Consider the following 18,493-nt stretch of genomic DNA (forward strand, 5'->3'; position numbering starts at 1 on the left):
CGAGATTTCCCCCTTATGAGGAACCTTTTTCCTTTTTCGGGATGTTTTTCTTCCTCATAAACACTAAAAAAGCTCATCTTATAAAAGTGAGCTTTTTTTAGTATTCAAGTAACTTAAACTTTGTGAAAATACTTCGTCACGCATGATAAAACTAAATCGGCGATCTTTTTTAATGTTTGGTGGAAACTCGTCTATTAATACAGGTCCGTTTGTTTCAAAATAGTGCTTTTGTGTTAAAAGTTCGCCTATTTCGGCAAAATAAATATTTTTTATAATAATTTTATCCTTACCTGTAACACGATATTGCCCTAAATAATTAATTTTAGATACATTTCCACCTGTTTCTTCTAATACTTCACGTTTAGCTGCTTCTTCAGGTGATTCGCCTTCTTCTACTTTTCCGCCTGGGAATTCGTATCCTCTTCTTTGATGGTCTGTTAGTAACCATTGGTCATTGTATTTACAAATAACCCAAACATGTTTTGGATCGGATGAAAATGGATGTTTCTCAAATGATAATTCAACTGTATTATGGTAAAAATCTTTAAATATGTACATTTTAACCTTCCTACATTCATACTTGTTTTTCCATTGTACTATTTCTATTAAAATGTTTCATCATTATTGAAATAATATTCCTAAAACTTTATGAAAACATTTGATTCTTTCATATTGGACAGTATACTATATCATAGTAGTATAACTTTTTTTAGGAGGATATAGTATGACTGGAGTATTTGTTGTTAGTGGAATAATTATCGTTGTTGTATTCGGTGCTTTCGTTCTTTCTGTAAATAAAGGCTACGGTGTACAACATAAAGTCGATAAGCTAGAAGATATAAAAATGAAAAATAACCATGATGAGAAATAATTTAAGCAGACGAAAGGTTTGTTTATGAATAAAATTTTAATTGGAATCATTCGATTTTATCAAAAATGGATTTCACCTGCAACGCCACCAACGTGTAGATTCTATCCTACTTGCTCTAGTTATGGATTAGAGGCAATACAAACCCACGGTGCGCTTAAAGGAACTTATTTAACAACCAAAAGAATACTTAAGTGTCACCCACTACATCCAGGTGGTTATGATCCTGTACCTGATAAAATAAAAAAAGATACGGTCAAAGAAACTTGAAAAGAATGACAAGTTTAATTTGATCGTATTTTTTTTACCCTTTCTACTGAGAAGTATATTTATAAATATTTTTAGAAATGCTTCGGATTCTGTCTTCATCCACTTCTACCCCTAAACCAGAGTCAACTGGTACTTTAACTTTTCCATTTTCTAAAGCTACCTCTGGAAAAATGAGATCATGTTCCCAATGTCTAGATGAAGCCGAAATATCTCCAGGTATTGTAAAACCGGGAAGAGATGCTAATGCAACGTTTTGAATTCTAGAAATCCCTGTTTCAATCATGCCTCCGACCCAAATTGGAATATTCTTTTCGACACAATAATCATGAATTTCAATTGATTTAGTTAACCCTCCGACTCTCCCAGGTTTTACTGTAATGATTTCGCAAGCGTTCAATTCATACGCAATTTGAACATCCTCTATCGAACAAATACTTTCATCTAAACAGACTGGAGTAGAAATTTCCTTTTGAAGAATTGCATGCTCGATGAATTGGCGCTCCCCAAAGGGCTGTTCAATCATTAACAGATTAAATTCATCTAATTTTTTTAGTTTCGGAATGTCTTCAATTGAATAATCTGAATTGGCATCAATCATTAGAGGGATTGTTGGATAGCTATTTCTTATAGTTGATACAATTTCATAATCATTTTCTTTTGAAACTTTAACTTTAAATCGTTCATATCCTTCAGTTATAAATGCACCTATTTGTTTCAACATTTTTATTGGTTCATCTATACTAATTACAACTCCAACTGGTATTTCTGCCTTATTACCCCCTAAAGCTTCTGCTAAAGTGATTGAATTTAGTTTACAATACAAATCCCAATATGCGCCTTCAAGCCCAGATTTGGCCATTTGATTGCCTTTAAATTGATCTAATTGAATAGCAACTTCACTAGGATGATTAAACCGCTTATTTAATAAGATTGGAATAAAAAAATCCTGTAAAGTATGAAGAGCTGTTTGAATCGTTTCCTCGGTATACCACGGCTCCGAAAAAGCAACCACTTCTCCATATCCACATATTCTATTAGCATCTAAAATTTTAACAATAATACTTTCACGTTTTTCATATGTACCATAACTTGTTTTAAAAGGTATTTTTAGAGGCTGTTCAATTAAAAATAATTCAACTTGTTTAATTAACATGTTTATTCCCCTTATAGAAGCTTAAGTAGTTCTCTTCTAACTAGCTTGTTTGTTGCATTTCTTGGTAGGTTGTCTACATAAACTATTTTCTTTGGAATTTTATACCCTGCGATTTTATCTCGACAAAACTCGATTAGTTCTTCTTGTGACGGAGGATTAGAAGATTTACTTACAACAAATCCGACAGGTACTTTTCCCCATTTTGGGTCTTCTTTGCCTGTTACACCAGCTTCAATGATATCTGGGTGCGATAATAATACTGATTCAATCTCAGCTGGATATATATTCTCACCACCGGAAATAATTAAGTCACTTCGGCGGTCAACTACAAATAAAAATCCGTCCTCATCTACATAACCTAAATCACCAGTATATAGATACTCTGACGAATCAGTTAACTTGCTAAGTTTATAATACCCTTTACTCACGTTCGGCCCTTTTACTACAATTTCTCCTACTTCTTTTGGTAAACAAGTTCTATGATTATCTCTGATCTCAAGGGTACACCCAAATAAGGCTTTACCTGCAGAACCAATTTTAGAAAGCATATATTCAGGAGAAAGCGTTGCAATTTGTGAACAAGTTTCAGTCATACCGTACGTTTGATATACAGGGACTTTTAATGCGCTTGCTTTTTGTAAAAGAGGTATAGGAGCAGGTCCTCCACCAAGTAATGCTGCTCTTATGCTGTTTAAATCATCTGTACCTTCAACAATTGTTAGGAGGTCATTTAATACTTTTGTTACAACTGATAGAATTGTTACATTATGCTTTTTGACGCTGTCTCTAATGGTAGGTGCATCAGCCTTATTCGTTAATACAATTTTCATACCATAAATCGCACTCTTATAAACAGTGGATAAACCACCCACATGGAACATTGGTAAACAAACAAGCCACACATCTTTATGATCTAATCCTAAATTTAATACTGAAGCAATTGCACTGCTCCAATGATTAGAATAAGTTTGTAAAACTGCTTTTGGGAATCCCGTTGTACCCGATGTGTACATCATAGTTGCGATTTTATCTCCATCAAAATTAGACTTGATTGGAAATTCTTTTGATTCACTGTTCTCTATTTCATTTATATTTAACAGTTTTATATTTTCAGGTATCTTCAGCGTATTTGATTTTGCGACAATTAAAAATTCAGAATCACTATTTTCTAATTGATAGACTATTTCGTCATTACTTAATCTTATATTCAGTAAAATTGATGTTGCTCCAATAAAATGAAGTGCATAAACAACTTCTATAAATTCAACGGAATTATTCATTAAAACTGAAACGTGAGAACCATCTTTTATACCAACATGATGAAATTTATATGCAAGATTTATAACTCGATCATGTAATTCCTTAAACGTAATTTCCTCCTCATCCGTTGCAATGGCTATTCGATTAGGAGTTAATCTGACTCTCTCAAGCAAAAAATTCGGAATTTGATTCATCAAAAACACTTCCTGACTGTTATCAAAGTTTATTTAGGAATACTCTCCTGATTGATGAGTGGTGCAAAAAAAGCTTGATGATTTCTCATCAAGCTTTTATCAAATCAAGGAAAACGTGGGAATTTATCGAAATCAGGTGTACGTTTTTCTTTAAATGCATCGCGACCTTCTTTTGCTTCTTCAGTTGTGTAGTAAAGAAGTGTTGCATCTCCAGCTAGCTGTTGAAGTCCAGCTAATCCGTCTGTATCTGCATTCATTGCTGCTTTTAAGAAGCGAAGTGCAGTTGGGGATTTTTCAAGCATTTCTTCAGCCCATTTAACTGTTTCAGCTTCTAATTCTTCTAAAGGTACTACTTTATTAACTAAGCCCATATCTAATGCTTCTTGTGCATTATATTGACGGCATAAGTACCAAATTTCACGAGCTTTTTTGTGCCCTACAATACGAGCTAAATAGCCTGAGCCATAACCAGCATCAAAGCTACCAACCTTAGGACCAGTTTGTCCAAATTTAGCGTTTTCAGCAGCGATTGTTAAGTCACATACTACGTTTAATACATTACCTCCACCAATTGCATAACCAGCTACCATTGCAATGACAGGCTTCGGAATAACACGAATTAAGCGTTGTAAATCTAGTACGTTTAGACGAGGAATGCGGTCTTGACCAACATAACCACCGTGTCCGCGAACGCTTTGGTCTCCACCAGAACAGAATGCTTTTCCGCCTTCACCTGTTAAGATAATAACACCAATTTTTTCGTCATCTCTTGCATATGCAAATGCATCAATCATTTCTGATACTGTTAATGGTGTAAATGCGTTATGTACGTGTGGACGATTAATTGAAATTTTTGCAATTCCATTATATGTAGAATATAGAATTTCTTCATACTTTCTTTCTTGTACCCATTCAATAGTCATGAAATTTCCTCCTTTTCTCTTTTCAATAAAAACCCAATTACTATTGTAGCAAATTTTTCCGAATGTTCCACATGAATTGCATGGCCAGCTTGTGGAATTTTACTAATTTCACTATTTTCTAGCTTCTCGTTCATTTTCCCCATTATTAAGCAAAACTTTTCATCATATTCGCCACAAACTAATAAAGTAGGTTTTTTAAATTGTTTCAAGTCACTCCATAAAGATGGTTGAATGCCCGTTCCCATCCCTTTTAGACTATTACTTAAGCCAATTGGAGACTGATTTAATCTTCCTTGTTTTATCTTTTGTTGTTGTTCTGATGGCAAATTCTTTTGAGTTGAAAATAAGGGAATGTTTTCCCAATAATTAACAAATGCTTCAATTCCTTCATTTAGGATCATTGAAGATAAATGATTGTCTTGTTTAATCCGGGCTAATCTTTCATTTTCCGTTTGAAGACCAGCAGTGCAGCTTTCTAATATAAGCGATCTAATTTTTGTTGGATAGGCTAAAGCGAAATAGAGGGCTAGTCTACCTCCCATCGAATAGCCTAATAGATGTACAGAATCAATTTGCTTTTGTTCTAAAAAATCATGTAGATCTTTAGCAGCAAACTCCATTCTATACCGCTCTTCACTAATTGGACTATCTGTCAATCCATGTCCTAATAAATCAATAGCGATGACATGATAATTCCGTTCTACTAGTTTACTTATTAAACTTCCCCAAGTCGTTTTAGAACCTGTGAAACCATGCAATAATAATATTGTTTGTCCTTGGCCAGATTCAGTGTATGAATATGTGACCTCATTTATTTTAATTTCCATGATCAAGAACACCTAATTTCATTTCTCGTATTCTGCTTTGACAAGGCTCCAAACTTTTTGATGAAGATCATAATTTTCTTTACGATTTGTCTGAATTTCAATTACATGTAATCCATTATTCTTTTTAGCTAATTCATCTTCAAGTTCAAACCAATTATGAATTTTTGTATGAACCCCTCCAAAAAGTGCTGTAGCATGCTCGAATTCCAATCCTAAAGGAGTTCCGAATAAGTCTTCGAAATGTTTTTCTTCTTTTGATTGAGGTAAAAACGAGAAGATTCCACCCCCGTCATTATTAACAAGGATCACTCTTAAAGCTAAATGATGTAGTTTAGAAAGAACTAGACTGTTTAAATCATGATAGAAAGATAAATCTCCAATTAATAAAGTGACACTTTCTCCAGCAGCTGCCATCCCTAATGCGGTTGCAATTGTCCCATCAATTCCATTTACCCCTCGATTACAAGCAATTTTAAACTTTTTAGATTGATTATGTAAAAATGTATCCACATCACGAATTGGCATACTGTTTGAAACAAACAACGTACTTTCTTCAAGTAAATTTTTTGCTAAAACTTGAACAATTTTCCCTTCAAAAAGTTCATCAAACTGTTCTGCTTGTTGTAGTCCATTTTTTGTTTTTTCATTAATTGTTTTCCATTTATTTAACCAATCTATTTCTTGACTACTTGTTTTCTGATAAGACTCCAAAATTGCATTACAAAACTGGATATCATCACAAGAAACCATTTGAGTTGCTTTTAACGTTGGGTCCCTCCATAGGTCTCCTTCATCAATTACAATTAGCTCGCAATCTTTTTGCTTTTGTATATATTGGCTAAAGGTTTTAGATACAGGCATTGCTCCGAATCGTATGATAACTTCAGAATCAAGCGAATCAACAACATCATCAAAACGTAGAAATGTATCATATGTATCAATCACATTCGATTCTTCATTACCACCAATCGTTCTTCCATTAGAAAGAGGATCACATAGAACCGGATAGTCTAATAATTTCCCTAAAGTTTTAATCTTCTTTAAGGCTTCTTCTTCAACATACGGACCACAAACTAATAAGCCTTTTCTTTTTGATTGAAAAAGCTTGGTGAACTCACTACTTGTTTCATTTGATATTGTCGCTAGCGTTTCAGTAAGAATTGTGTGAGCAGAATTTTTACGTTTTCCTGCTGAAAATAAATCCTCAATTGAAAAGTTTGGAACCAATGGTTCTCGAAGTGGCACATTCATATGTACGGGCCCGATTGGAGCGGTCATACAAGAACGGAACAGTCGATTAACGCTTGCACGTGCATATTGGTACATTGCAGTAGAAGCCTCTGGTAAGGCTAGCTCAATGAATTTTTTTACAAATGAACCATATAAACCAATTTGATTCATAGCTTGTGGTGCACCAATATCTCTAAGCTCATGTGGTCGATCGGCTGTCAGTACAATCAATGGAACTCTAGATTCTTTTGCTTCAGATATAGCTGGCAAATAATTAGCAGCAGCTGTTCCAGAAGTACAGATTAATACTGTAGGCTGTTTCGTACTTTTAGCGATACCTAAAGCAAAAAATGCTGCCCCTCTTTCATCTACAGCAATATATGACTTTAATTTCGGATGCTCATTTACTAACATCGCTATTGGTGTAGACCGTGATCCAGGACTTATTACAACGTTTTTAATATTTAATGCACTTATTTCATCTACAAGAGCGCCAATATACTTTGTTAGTGCTTCATTATCTTTCATTTCGTAACCCTCCTAATGCATTTAGCATTGGCAGAAACTTTACACCAGTTTCAAAAAATTCTTCCTCTGGTTTTGAATCTTGTACAACACCACAACCAGCATATAATTTTGCTTTATCTCCTTTAATTAAGGCACTACGAATCCCTACAGCAAAATCACCATTCCCATTTAAATCAATCCATCCAATCGGTGCACCATACCAACCTCGGTCCACAGGTTCAAGTTCACGTATTAATTTACATGCTTCTTCCTTAGGAAATCCTCCAAGTGCAGGGGTTGGATGTAGTGCTTGAATTAATTCAATTAAAGAAACATGATGATATAACTTTCCTTCAACTGGCGTGAATAAATGTAATAAGCTTTTTGTCGCCATTATTCTTGGTGTTGAAGGTATTAATAATTCATTACAATATTGTTGAAGCGTTTCTTTTATATAATTTACAACAAAAGCATGTTCACCAATATTTTTTTTACTATTTAATAACCAATTTGAAGCTTCTTTGTTTTCTTCCTTTGTTCTTCCTTTAGCGGCAGATCCAGCAAGACACATTGAAGAAACTGTATTATTTTTCTTAGAAATTAATCTCTCAGGTGTAGCGCTAATAAATACAGTATCTTTTAATTGATAAGAAATAACATAGTTAACATTTCTTGTTGCTTCTAGTTCATAAATTACTTTTGTTGAATTTATTTCTTTAGAAAATGTTGCATTTAAAGTTCGATTTAAAACAACTTTTTCTAATTCATCCTTTTTCATTTGACGAATTGCTTTTTTTACACTTTGAATCCATTCATTTGGTTCAAATTCATCTTTGTTAATACATTCTGATTGTGTAAAGCTAGGTTGCTTCATTCCAAACTTTTCTAAAAAGTCGTCATATTCTTTATATTGAAGCAATAAATCCTCTACTGAAGTTTGTTCATTAATTTCATAATTAGTTGTGATGAATGTCCCTTCGTTTGTAACCGTCACCATTAATTTAGGTACATAGAAATGAGAAGTACCAAAATTCTTCCAATCTTGATCATTTTTATAGTTATCAAAAAAAGAGAAACCCCCAAGAGCTATCGGTCCTGTACCAAAGCAATTTTCTTGCTCGATATACACTTGCTCTCCAAAGCGTTTCCATTCTTTTTCTATTGCAGAATACTGTTCTTCTGTACTATGATGAAAAGGAACTAAAGTACCAATTCCTGTGAGAATTAATGAGTTTTCTTGGTTTGACCAATAAAAGCGTTCAGTAAAACCCAGTTCATGATAAAAATGGTAAACACTTAGGGGATGGATATTCATTATTTTTTCCACTTTACAAATGAAGCGTTTTGAACAAGCTTTTGCCTTTTGAAGAGAGTCCTCAAAGAAGGCAATCGATTCCATTTGACCTGTTCTAAGCATAATAGTTCCCCCTAGCTTAAATATACGTTAAATACATGATATAACTAAAGATACAACGATGAATGTAGACTGTCAATTTTATGAAGTTCGTCCATACTTTTTTAAAGTAAAATGACCTACATTTTCAAATAATATTAAAAAGGAGGATGTTAAAAATGCAACCAACTATTCAATCTCCAACTTCCTCAACAGGTTTTAGAACATGGTGGAATTTATTAAGACCACATACATTAACCGCAGCGTTCATTCCTGTTGCGATTGGAACAATGTTAGCGCACATAGATCACTCATTTCATTTACTTTTATTTCTATCAATGCTGATCGCAAGTTTATTAATCCAAGCCGCTGCAAATATGATTAATGAATATTATGATTATAAAAGAGGGCTTGATCATGAAGGTTCAGTCGGTATCGGTGGAGCAATCGTAAGAGATGGTATTAAACCTTCAACTGTTATAAATCTTGCTTTTACTTTTTTTGGTATCGCACTTTTATTAGGTATTTATATTTGTATTCAAAGTAGCTGGTGGATCGCAGTTATTGGACTTATTTGTATGGCAGCAGCTTATTTTTATACTGGGGGACCACTTCCAATTGCATACACTCCATTCGGTGAGTTAGTAGCAGGCTTTTTTATGGGAGTTGTCATTATTGGAATTACTTACTATATTCAAGCTGGAAATTTACCAACAAATGTGATCTTACTTTCTATTCCTACTTCAATTACAATTGGAGCAATTTTAACAGCAAATAATATTCGTGACCTAGATAATGACAAAGAAAATGGACGAAAAACACTTGTTATCTTATTAGGTAAAAAGAATTCAATTATCTTTATTGGTTCATTATTTGCAGTTGCATATGCTTTAGTTATTGTATTTGTTATCACGAATTTAATTACACCTTTTGCGCTTATTTCCTTAATAAGTGTTCCTGTTGCTATTAAAGCAACAAAAGGATTTATAGGTAAAACCCAACCAATTGAAATGATGCCAGCCATGGCAGCAACAGCAAAAACAAATACTATAATGGGATTCCTTCTTGTTATAGGCTTAATAATTGGAAATATTTTTTCCTAATTAAGAAAGAACAATTCCTCAAAAAACTTAATTCATGTTTTCCCCCTTTTTGAACAAAATATGGGTAGTCATATTCATTTATTGAAAAGGGGGAGCATGATGCTTTCACAATCACAAATCCAAACTTTAAAAACCGAATTACTAAAACAAAAAAAACATATAGAAGAAAGACTAAATGATCCAGCCTTTACACCATATTCACTTAGAGATTCTGTTGATGAGCTTTCACTTGCAGACAACCACCCGGGTGATTTAGGTACAGAATTATTCGAGCGTGAAAAAGATATTTCTCTTCATGAGCATTTAAGAAATGAACTAAATGATGTTAACACAGCCTTAGAAAAAATTGAAAATGGAACATATGGTATATGTGAAGTAAGTGGTGAAGAAATACCTTTTGAACGTCTGGAAGCTCTTCCAACAGCTAAAGCACTGATTGAACATACTCACGATCAGCATATTTCAAGTTCTAGTATAAGATACGATCGTCCTATTGAGGAAGAAGTTCTAAACCCACCATTTAGTAGAGATCCTAAAGATCGCTCAATGATGTATGACGCTGAAGACGCATTACAAGATGTTGAAAGATATGGTAATTCTCAAACACCGTCTGATTTTGAATTCAATAATATTGAAGAGTATGGAAGCACATTTACTGAGAGCTATGAAAATGTAGGTTATGTTGAAGAATTTGAAAACTTTATCGGTACAGATATTTACGGAAAAAATCGAACTGTCTATCCTACAAAAAAACACGAGCAATATGAACAAGATCTTGATGATTATGAGGAACAAGCTTTAAATGGTGAGTTATCTGAAATTGATGTAAAAGATATTGAAAAGTACTAAGTGAGTTAGCCTTTCATGAAAAAACGATTACTACAATGTGATCGTTTTTTTTATATTTTCAAAATATATACATATACTTAATCAATACAACTTTATTGAGGAGGTTTTATGAATATTAAGTTAATCGTGTTATTTTTCTCCATATACTGTTTATTTTTTATTTCTTCTATTCTATTTCCGGTCGACTCGGCTTGGTATGCTCATCTAAATAAACCTAGCTATACTCCTTCAGGAAAAACAATCGGAATTATTTGGGCATTCTTATATTCTTTCATTTCTTTAAGCGTATGTATAATCGTTTCTTCAGGAGAATCCTTCAAAAAAGCTAAAGGGTTTTATTTTATATTGATTATTAATTATGTATTTAATCAATTATTTAGTTATTTTCAATTCAAACAAAAAGATTTACTTATGGCTACAATTGATTGTGGACTCGTCTTTGTTACAGCAGTTCTTTTAGCTTCAATCGCTTATAAACAGTCAAAAACTGCATTTGTTTTACTTATTCCCTATTCTATTTGGTCATTATTTGCAACTTATTTAAACTACAATATCTTTTTACTAAATTGATAGATTTCTATATTAATATAAAAAGGCATCCTAAAAAAGGATGCCTTGAACATAACAAAAATTATTTTTTGTTTACGTTAGCAGCTTGTGGTCCACGGTTTCCTTCGATGATTTCGAATTCAACTTCTTGACCTTCTTCTAAAGTTTTGAAACCTTCGCCTTGAATTGCAGAGAAGTGTACGAATACGTCGTTTCCACCTTCAGTTTGGATGAATCCAAAACCTTTTTCACTGTTAAACCATTTAACTTTACCGAATTCCATCGATAATACCTCCTAGAAATACATATATACACTATTAATGCGTGCATAAAAGAGGGGTGAAGAAAAAGAACGTCATTGTCCAATCAGCTTAGGATTGCTACAACATTGAAAGTGGTCAAAACTTCTTTTCAAGACAAAGAAAAATGAGCGTTACTAAAAATTTTGTAGTGCAAATGTATCGTTAATTTCTTACCTTCAAATAAATATGCAGTTAATAGTAACTTAAATATATCATATCTAAAAAAGTGCGTCAATGACACTTAGCCATAATTGAGGGAATTTTTTATATAATTCTTATAATTCATCTTTTATACATTTAGACCCACCTGGCTTCCTTTAAAAATGGTATAATTTCTCATTAAGCAGTAAAAATAAATGAGGATTCTGTAATAATTTATCTAATTTTTTATTTTTAAATAATTAGATTTTAGTAATACAATATTTGTATAGTTAAACTAAAAGGAGGAATAAAAATGAAAAATTCTCATGAAGTTACATATAAAATCCATGGCCATGATATGCAGTTTGTACAAGTAGAGCTTGATCCGAAGGAAACTGTCATTGCTGAGGCTGGCGCGATGATGATGATGGATGATGGCATCGAACTTGAAACAATATTTGGTGACGGTTCATCACAATCAGGTGGATTATTTGGAAAATTGGTCGGAGCTGGTAAACGCCTAGTTACAGGCGAAAGCTTGTTTATGACTAGTTTTACTAACCGTTCAAGCACTTTAAAAACAGTCAGTTTCTCCGCTCCATACCCTGGGACTATTATTCCGTTAGATCTACAAAAGTATGGAAATAAAATTATTTGTCAAAAAGATTCTTTCTTAGCAGCAGCAAAAGGAACTTCAGTTGGAATCGAGTTTAGAAAGAAATTGAGTACCGGTCTATTCGGTGGTGAGGGCTTTATCATGCAAAAACTCGAAGGTGATGGACTTGCTTTCTTACATGCTGGTGGTTCAATTTACCAAAAAACACTTCAACCAGGTGAAAAAGTTAAAATTGATACTGGATGTATCGTTGGCTTCACTGGTGGTGTGAATTATGAAATTGAATATGTTGGAAATGTAAAAACTGCACTTTTTGGAGGAGAAGGTCTATTCTTCGCTACATTACAAGGTCCTGGAACAATTTGGGTTCAATCATTAACTTTAGCAAGATTAGCTTCTCGAATTGGCCAATACTTACCAAACTCATCTAAAGAAGAAGGAAGTATATTAGGCGGACTTGGTAATCTACTGGATGGTAATGATTAATTCAGGCTACTATAAAAGCGTTATTTAGTTTACATAAAAAAAACTAGTCATTAAAATCTTGACTAGTTTTTTTCCATTAGATTACTTCCTCTTCAACTAATTCGTTTTCACGTAATTTGTAAGTAAAAGTTGGAGTATAATCAAAATCTGACTGCATCTTTTTAACACCTTCAATATAAGTCGATAGATCGTGACTACTTCGAATAGAACCTTTATTTAATGCAAAAGTAATTGGTTGTTTCACTTGAACGTATTCTAAATAAATTTTTAATGGCTTCAATTCTATTTTAAAAGGTGGGCTTAAAGGGATCATATCATATAAATTTACAAACCTTAAACTATGCCTAACATTTTCGTCATAGCTTTCTTTAAACTTTGTATTTCCTACTTTTGGAGAGCCAAATGAATAAACATTTGGGTTACAAATTCCAGTCATTGTTATTTCATATCCTAATAACGTGGCCAATGAACCACCTAAACTATGCCCCGCTATGAATATTTTTTTTGAAAGAGCCTTTTCCTTCACAATTGCTAAAAGCATTTCTCGACAAGATTGATAAATTGATAGAAACCCAGAATGAACATTCCCACCGTTCCTCACATATGGGAACAAGTCTTGATCAATTTTCAGATCAGCTAACCAATCTAAATCTGACATCGTTCCTCGAAACACAATAATCACAGATACATCATTTTCAATAATATAGCCAAACCATTCTAGTTCTCTAATTGCACGTGCTTTAATTGTATCTACTAATGAATATTTTGATGGGACCATAAATTTACCATCATTATCATACTGAGCATATGCCTGTTCAATGCAAAGTAATAATTCTAAGGCCTTATCATAGTCAACCGAAAGGAATTTCAACGTATCTCTCCTTTCCCGAATATTCATCAATAAATGAAAAACCTCCTAATTATCTAAGAGGAGGTTAAGAATGGTGTAAGGTTCTTTGATGAATATTCCAAATTTCTGATGCGTATTGACGAATCGTGCGATCACTCGTAAAAAATCCAGATTTCGCAACATTGTTAAGACTTTTTATAGACCAATCTCTTTTATTTTGATACGTTTGATTGATACATTCATGCGCTTTTACATATGAGGAGAAGTCTCTAAGTAAAAAGTACTCATCATTATAAGACATGAGCGAATCAAAAATTGGTTCAAATTCTTCTCTTGGTAACGGGAATAATCCATGAAGCATTTGATCTAACACCTTTTTAATTCGCGGATCATGATGATAATAGTCACTGCTTTTATATCCACCGTATTGGTAATAATTTAATACCTCGTCAGCTGTAAGACCGAATGTAAATATATTCTCTTCGCCAACTTCTCTTAAGATTTCAATATTTGCTCCGTCAAGTGTACCAAGTGTTAAAGCACCATTCATCATAAATTTCATATTCCCAGTACCTGAAGCTTCTTTACTTGCAGTCGAGATTTGTTCACTAATATCCGCTGCCGGAAAAATAATTTCACCTAATGAAACTCGATAATTTTCAATAAAAATTACTTTAATAAATTGACTAATATATCGATCATTATTAACAATATCAGCCACTGAATGAATTAATTTAATGATCTTTTTAGCAAAATAGTAACCAGGAGATGCCTTTGCGCCAAAAATAAAAGTTCTTGGATGCATTTTAAAATGTGAATCTTCCTTTAAACGATTATATAAATACATGATATGTAAAACATTTAGTAATTGTCTTTTATATGCATGCATCCGCTTTACTTGAATATCAAAAATTGAATCTGTATCTAATGCAATTCCATTTGTATAGTGTACATATTTTTCGAGAACTTCTTTTCTCTTTTTCTTTACACTCATAAATTGCGTTAAAAATGCATCGTCATCTTGATATTCTAATAGATTCTCAAGTTGAGTTGGTTCTTGTATCCAACCGTTTCCTATCGAATCATTTATTAAACTACTAAGCTCGGGATTACATTGAAGTAACCATCTTCTATGAGTAATACCATTTGTTTTATTATTAAACTTGAATGGCTCATACTCATAAAAAAGCTTCATTTCTCTTTGTTTTAAAATTTCGGTGTGGATTTCAGCAACTCCATTTACACTCTTACTGCCTACAATTGCTAAATGAGCCATTTTAACGACTCCATGAGCGATTATAGCCATTTGTTCAATTCGATCCCAATCACCTGGGTATTTGCTCCAGAGCTCTTTACAATATCTTTCATTTATTTCTTCTACAATCATATAAATTCTTGGCAATAACGGCTTAAATAAATCAACTCTCCACTTTTCAAGTGCTTCCGATAAAGTTGTATGATTTGTATATGAAATCGTTTGAGTTGTAATTTCCCATGCTTCATCCCAGGATAACTTTTCAACATCGATTAAAATTCTCATCAATTCTGGTATCGCTAAAACTGGATGTGTATCATTTACATGAATAGCAATTTCTTCATGAAGTTTACGAATATTACCATACTGCTCCTTATATGAATCTACTATTCTTTGAATACTTGCAGAAACTAAAAAATATTGCTGTTTTAGACGTAAGATCTTTCCTTCATCATGTGTATCATCAGGATATAAGAATTCTGAAACTGCTTCTGCCTCTCGCTTATATTTCATTAGTGATTTATTTGAAGAATGAGTAGACGCTTCAGCACTCCATAATCTCAATGTATTTACAGTAGTTGTATGGTAGCCGATAATCGGTAAATCATATGGTACGGCTGTGATTGCTTCTGCACCATGAAGGCGGAATTCCAATCGATTTTTATTATTATATACTTCTACTTCTCCGCCAAATAAAACTTCAATTGCTTCATCATCTCTTCGAACTTCCCAAACATTTCCGTATTTCAGCCATTGTTCAGGCAGCTCTACTTGATATCCATCAACAATTTTTTGATCAAATAGGCCATGTTTGTAGCGAATGCCACATCCATGACCAGGCAAGTCTTGAGATGCTAATGAATCCAGAAAACATGATGCTAATCGTCCTAATCCACCATTCCCTAGACCAGCATCGCTTTCAAACTCCTCAAGATCACTCAAAGAAATGCCTAATCTCGCGAGGCCAGATTCACATAACTCCCTAAGCCCTAGATGAATTAGATTACTTTTTAAAAGCTTTCCTAATAAGAATTCAATTGATAAATAATATACTTGTTTTTTTCGCTCTAAGCGGTATTGTTCACTCGTTCCCAGCCAATTACCGCTTATATGTTCACGAATCATCGTTCCGAGTGTTTGAAATCGCTCTTGAGTAGTGCTATCTGCAGTACTCTTTCCATGCATACTTTCTAGCTTCTCTTTAAAACACCACTCAAACTCCTCCACACTAGAAAACATGGAATCACCTCACCCTAAAAGATTTTTACTTTGAAGATTGCAAATATAATTTTGCATATTCTTTAGCTGATTTTAACCAACTTGAATCTCTTCTAATTGCATTCCTTCTGACTGATTTCCAATGCTTTTTATTCTCATAAATACTCAATGCACGTTCAATTGTGTGAAGCATATCGTGAGCATTATAGTTCGTAAAAGTAAAACCATTTCCACTCTTCGTCTCTTCATTATATGACCAGACAGTATCATTTAGCCCCCCAGTCTCTCTTACGATTGGTACACATCCATACTTCATCGCAATTAGCTGACCTAGACCACATGGTTCAAATAGTGAAGGCATTAGGAATAAATCTGCACCTGCATAAATCTGATGAGCAAAGCGTTCATCAAATCCAATATAGGCTCTAACTTTATCGTAGTAATTATGCTCCATTGCTCTAAAGAAGTTCTCGAATTCTGAATCACCAGAACCTAAAATTACTACTTGGACATTATGATCCATAATTTGAGGGAAAACATGTTGAATGAGATCAATGCCTTTTTGGCTTGTTAATCTAGAAACCATTGCAATAATAGGAATATTTTCATCCATTTTTAATGCAAGTGACTCCTGCAATTTCAATTTATTATTTATCTTATTTTCGATTGTAAATTCATCGTAATTAGAGTGAATTTTTGGATCAGTAGCTGGATTATAAATTGTTTCATCAATTCCGTTAACAATCCCAAAAAGTTTGTGATCTTGCTCACGTAATAGACCATCAAGTTGCTCTCCAAAAAATTCGTGCTTAATTTCTTCTTTATATGTTGGACTAACAGTTGTTACGGAATCACTTGAAATGATTCCAGCTTTCATAAAGTTGATACAATCGTAAAATTTTAAATAGTCATCGCGGAAATATTGTTCATCGATCCCTAACATATCGTCCATTACTACTTTTGGGAATACGCCTTGGAATTGAAGATTATGGATTGTAAATACAGATTTCATTTTTGGATTAATATCTTTTAATGCACCATACTCTTTCATGAAAAATGGAATCATTGCTGTATGCCAGTCATGACAGTGAATAACATCAGGTTTAAAGTCTAATTCTTTAATACATTCAATTGCAGCTAAAGAAAAGAATGCAAAACGCTCTCCATCATCAAAATGACCATACAACTTATCTCGATTGAAATAGTACTCGTTATCAATAAAATAATAAGTTGTACCTTCTAATTTCAATTCAAATAAACCACAATACTGTTTTCTCCAACCTAGATTTATCGTTAGCTCTTTAACTAGCTTAGCTTCTTCTCTAAATTTAGCAGGTATTAACGAGTAAAATGGAAGCATAACTCTTACATTCGTATTAAGTTTATTTAAATACTTTGGGAGAGCGCCTGCAACATCTGCAAGCCCTCCCGATTTAACAAATGGTACACATTCTGAAACAATATATAAAACATTTACCACTGAATCAACGCTCCTTGAACTGAACCTTTTTGAAGCACAACTGGCTCACTTAAGCTTCCTTTTATTTCAACACCATCTTCTATTCGAACATCTTTATCTAAAATAACACCATCTAATATACAATTATCTCCAATGTTTGATTTTTGCATAACAATACAATTTCGAATAATTGTATTTTTTCCAATTTTCACAGCTCTTGAAATAATACTATTTTCAACCGTTCCCTCAATTTCACATCCATTAGCTACAATTGAATTTTTTACAATTGCTTCTTTTGAATATTTTGTTGGTGGCTCATCTTTAACCTTAGTAAAGACAGGATAAGACTTTAAGAATAATTGATTCCATATTTCAGGATTTAATAATTTCATACTTTGCTCGAAATAATCCTCAATTGTTCGAATGATTGAAACCTGTTGAGGTATTTCATACGCACTGAGTTCAACTTCATTATTTTGATCACGTACAACGTCCATAATTGTTTCATAGCCTTTTTCGTGGAAATTTTCAAAAAGCTTTAACAATAACTCTTTTTCAAGGATATAGATGTTTAAAGATTTACCGAACTGCTTTAACTCAGTAATTTGTGCCTTTGTTTCAACATGTCTCTTTAAAACTGGTCTGAAATCCACTGAGCAAATCGTATAACTATTTGCTACTACTACATACTTTTGAGTAGAACGTTGTAAAAATTGAATATGCTTTTCAATGAAATCGAATGTACCAAAAGCTCCATCAGTTGGTTCTGGCGTAAAAATAAATAGTCCATCTTTTTTACGATTTAAGTCCCAATGTTTACCGGAGCCTAAGTGATCAATAATTGATCGATAAGGTTTATCTGGAAATACAGCGACACTCGTAATACCAGAGTTCACCATATTACTTAACATAAAATCGATTAAACGATATCGACCTGCATAAGGAAGAGTTGCTAATGGTCGATGCTGTGTTAACGGCTTTAAAGATTCAAAATGTGTTGACGCCTCAATTATTCCTAGCATAGTATGTTTCATCAAATA

At 33.2% G+C, this 18,493-nt stretch carries 18 protein-coding genes; 6 read left to right on the plus strand and 12 right to left on the minus strand.

The features are described 5' to 3' along the window. Window positions 1-78: 78 nt before the first annotated feature. Window positions 79-558 carry an RNA deprotection pyrophosphohydrolase gene (ytkD, locus tag ACSBO6_RS17655; RefSeq protein WP_098848646.1) on the minus strand — a complete coding sequence of 160 codons (480 nt, stop codon included), beginning with the start codon at window positions 556-558 and terminating at the stop codon, window positions 79-81. 166 nt (window positions 559-724) lie between these two features. Between ytkD and ytzI the strand changes: the two genes are divergently transcribed. Then, window positions 725-871: a YtzI protein gene (gene ytzI, locus ACSBO6_RS17660; protein WP_098848647.1), complete on the plus strand. Its 147-nt coding sequence runs from the start codon at window positions 725-727 to the stop codon at window positions 869-871. Between the two features lie 24 nt (window positions 872-895). Beyond that, the gene (yidD, locus tag ACSBO6_RS17665; RefSeq protein WP_098848648.1) at window positions 896-1,138 is read left to right on the plus strand and encodes a membrane protein insertion efficiency factor YidD; all 243 of its coding nucleotides are present in this window, start codon (window positions 896-898) and stop codon (window positions 1,136-1,138) included. A gap of 43 nt (window positions 1,139-1,181) precedes the next feature. On the opposite strand, the gene menC is transcribed toward yidD, so the two are convergent. The 6 genes from menC to ACSBO6_RS17695 form a co-directional block, all read right to left on the minus strand. Next, window positions 1,182-2,291 (minus strand): o-succinylbenzoate synthase, encoded by a 1,110-nt coding sequence (gene menC, locus ACSBO6_RS17670; RefSeq protein WP_498843740.1) that lies wholly within the window; start codon window positions 2,289-2,291, stop codon window positions 1,182-1,184. An 11-nt stretch (window positions 2,292-2,302) separates the two neighbouring features. Next, entirely contained in the window at window positions 2,303-3,745 is a 1,443-nt protein-coding gene (locus ACSBO6_RS17675; protein ID WP_098848650.1) for an o-succinylbenzoate--CoA ligase, read from the minus strand. 104 nt (window positions 3,746-3,849) lie between these two features. Next, on the minus strand, window positions 3,850-4,668 hold the full coding sequence (menB, locus tag ACSBO6_RS17680; RefSeq protein WP_056473277.1) for a 1,4-dihydroxy-2-naphthoyl-CoA synthase: 819 nt from the start codon (window positions 4,666-4,668) through the stop codon (window positions 3,850-3,852). Next, a complete protein-coding gene (gene menH / locus ACSBO6_RS17685; RefSeq protein ID WP_098848651.1) occupies window positions 4,665-5,495 on the minus strand; it encodes a 2-succinyl-6-hydroxy-2,4-cyclohexadiene-1-carboxylate synthase in 831 nt (276 codons plus the stop codon). Before menH ends, menB begins: the two co-directional genes overlap by 4 nt. 18 nt (window positions 5,496-5,513) lie before the next feature. After that, window positions 5,514-7,253, minus strand: a complete 1,740-nt coding sequence (gene menD, locus ACSBO6_RS17690) for a 2-succinyl-5-enolpyruvyl-6-hydroxy-3-cyclohexene-1-carboxylic-acid synthase (RefSeq protein ID WP_098848652.1) — start codon at window positions 7,251-7,253, stop codon at window positions 5,514-5,516. Beyond that, the gene (locus tag ACSBO6_RS17695) at window positions 7,243-8,649 is read right to left on the minus strand and encodes an isochorismate synthase (protein WP_498843741.1); all 1,407 of its coding nucleotides are present in this window, start codon (window positions 8,647-8,649) and stop codon (window positions 7,243-7,245) included. Before ACSBO6_RS17695 ends, menD begins: the two co-directional genes overlap by 11 nt. A 146-nt stretch (window positions 8,650-8,795) precedes the next feature. On the opposite strand from ACSBO6_RS17695, the gene ACSBO6_RS17700 reads away from it, so the two are divergent. The 3 genes from ACSBO6_RS17700 to ACSBO6_RS17710 all read left to right on the plus strand — a co-directional run bounded on the left by ACSBO6_RS17700 (window position 8,796) and on the right by ACSBO6_RS17710 (window position 11,147). Then, complete coding sequence (locus ACSBO6_RS17700) at window positions 8,796-9,728, plus strand: 1,4-dihydroxy-2-naphthoate polyprenyltransferase (protein WP_483295219.1); 933 nt, start codon at window positions 8,796-8,798, stop codon at window positions 9,726-9,728. 99 nt (window positions 9,729-9,827) lie between these two features. Then, window positions 9,828-10,577 (plus strand): TraR/DksA C4-type zinc finger protein, encoded by a 750-nt coding sequence (locus ACSBO6_RS17705; protein ID WP_498843742.1) that lies wholly within the window; start codon window positions 9,828-9,830, stop codon window positions 10,575-10,577. 108 nt (window positions 10,578-10,685) lie between these two features. Next, window positions 10,686-11,147: a TspO/MBR family protein gene (locus ACSBO6_RS17710; protein ID WP_098848656.1), complete on the plus strand. Its 462-nt coding sequence runs from the start codon at window positions 10,686-10,688 to the stop codon at window positions 11,145-11,147. Between the two features lie 61 nt (window positions 11,148-11,208). Here ACSBO6_RS17710 and ACSBO6_RS17715 read toward each other — a convergent pair whose 3' ends face one another. Further along, entirely contained in the window at window positions 11,209-11,409 is a 201-nt protein-coding gene (locus tag ACSBO6_RS17715) for a cold-shock protein (protein WP_088013613.1), read from the minus strand. Between the two features lie 473 nt (window positions 11,410-11,882). Here ACSBO6_RS17715 and ACSBO6_RS17720 point away from each other — a divergent pair, with 473 nt between their 5' ends. After that, window positions 11,883-12,671, plus strand: a complete 789-nt coding sequence (locus ACSBO6_RS17720) for a TIGR00266 family protein (RefSeq protein ID WP_098848657.1) — start codon at window positions 11,883-11,885, stop codon at window positions 12,669-12,671. A gap of 76 nt (window positions 12,672-12,747) precedes the next feature. Here ACSBO6_RS17720 and ACSBO6_RS17725 read toward each other — a convergent pair whose 3' ends face one another. Genes ACSBO6_RS17725 through ACSBO6_RS17740 form a run of 4 tightly spaced genes read right to left on the minus strand, consistent with a single transcriptional unit; the run spans window position 12,748 to window position 18,487 of the window. Further along, the gene (locus tag ACSBO6_RS17725) at window positions 12,748-13,569 is read right to left on the minus strand and encodes a lipase family protein (RefSeq protein ID WP_286138566.1); all 822 of its coding nucleotides are present in this window, start codon (window positions 13,567-13,569) and stop codon (window positions 12,748-12,750) included. Between the two features lie 37 nt (window positions 13,570-13,606). Beyond that, window positions 13,607-16,015 (minus strand): glycogen/starch/alpha-glucan phosphorylase, encoded by a 2,409-nt coding sequence (locus tag ACSBO6_RS17730; protein ID WP_098848659.1) that lies wholly within the window; start codon window positions 16,013-16,015, stop codon window positions 13,607-13,609. Between the two features lie 25 nt (window positions 16,016-16,040). After that, on the minus strand, window positions 16,041-17,474 hold the full coding sequence (gene glgA / locus ACSBO6_RS17735) for a glycogen synthase GlgA (RefSeq protein WP_498843743.1): 1,434 nt from the start codon (window positions 17,472-17,474) through the stop codon (window positions 16,041-16,043). After that, on the minus strand, window positions 17,468-18,487 hold the full coding sequence (locus ACSBO6_RS17740; protein ID WP_498843744.1) for a GlgC family sugar phosphate nucleotidyltransferase: 1,020 nt from the start codon (window positions 18,485-18,487) through the stop codon (window positions 17,468-17,470). Before ACSBO6_RS17740 ends, glgA begins: the two co-directional genes overlap by 7 nt. Between the last annotated feature and the right edge of the window lie 6 nt (window positions 18,488-18,493).

The organism is Bacillus sp. AL-1R, assembly GCF_052180195.1.
Lineage (GTDB): Bacteria > Bacillota > Bacilli > Bacillales > Bacillaceae_G > Gottfriedia.

Excerpts from the sequence above, each read along its gene's own strand:
- ACSBO6_RS17700 (WP_483295219.1), top strand. The coding sequence starts at position 8,796 with ATGTTAAAAATGCAACCAACTATTCAATCTCCAACTTCCTCAACAGGT.
- ACSBO6_RS17705 (WP_498843742.1), top strand. The coding sequence starts at position 9,828 with ATGCTTTCACAATCACAAATCCAAACTTTAAAAACCGAATTACTAAAA.
- ACSBO6_RS17695 (WP_498843741.1), bottom strand. The coding sequence starts at position 8,649 with ATGCTTAGAACAGGTCAAATGGAATCGATTGCCTTCTTTGAGGACTCT.
- ACSBO6_RS17730 (WP_098848659.1), bottom strand. The coding sequence starts at position 16,015 with ATGTTTTCTAGTGTGGAGGAGTTTGAGTGGTGTTTTAAAGAGAAGCTA.
- yidD (WP_098848648.1), top strand. The coding sequence starts at position 896 with ATGAATAAAATTTTAATTGGAATCATTCGATTTTATCAAAAATGGATT.
- ACSBO6_RS17710 (WP_098848656.1), top strand. The coding sequence starts at position 10,686 with ATGAATATTAAGTTAATCGTGTTATTTTTCTCCATATACTGTTTATTT.
- menH (WP_098848651.1), bottom strand. The coding sequence starts at position 5,495 with ATGGAAATTAAAATAAATGAGGTCACATATTCATACACTGAATCTGGC.
- ACSBO6_RS17720 (WP_098848657.1), top strand. The coding sequence starts at position 11,883 with ATGAAAAATTCTCATGAAGTTACATATAAAATCCATGGCCATGATATG.
- ACSBO6_RS17675 (WP_098848650.1), bottom strand. The coding sequence starts at position 3,745 with ATGAATCAAATTCCGAATTTTTTGCTTGAGAGAGTCAGATTAACTCCT.
- menD (WP_098848652.1), bottom strand. The coding sequence starts at position 7,253 with ATGAAAGATAATGAAGCACTAACAAAGTATATTGGCGCTCTTGTAGAT.
- ACSBO6_RS17725 (WP_286138566.1), bottom strand. The coding sequence starts at position 13,569 with ATGAATATTCGGGAAAGGAGAGATACGTTGAAATTCCTTTCGGTTGAC.
- ytzI (WP_098848647.1), top strand. The coding sequence starts at position 725 with ATGACTGGAGTATTTGTTGTTAGTGGAATAATTATCGTTGTTGTATTC.
- ACSBO6_RS17740 (WP_498843744.1), bottom strand. The coding sequence starts at position 18,487 with ATGAAACATACTATGCTAGGAATAATTGAGGCGTCAACACATTTTGAA.
- ytkD (WP_098848646.1), bottom strand. The coding sequence starts at position 558 with ATGTACATATTTAAAGATTTTTACCATAATACAGTTGAATTATCATTT.
- menC (WP_498843740.1), bottom strand. The coding sequence starts at position 2,291 with ATGTTAATTAAACAAGTTGAATTATTTTTAATTGAACAGCCTCTAAAA.
- ACSBO6_RS17715 (WP_088013613.1), bottom strand. The coding sequence starts at position 11,409 with ATGGAATTCGGTAAAGTTAAATGGTTTAACAGTGAAAAAGGTTTTGGA.
- menB (WP_056473277.1), bottom strand. The coding sequence starts at position 4,668 with ATGACTATTGAATGGGTACAAGAAAGAAAGTATGAAGAAATTCTATAT.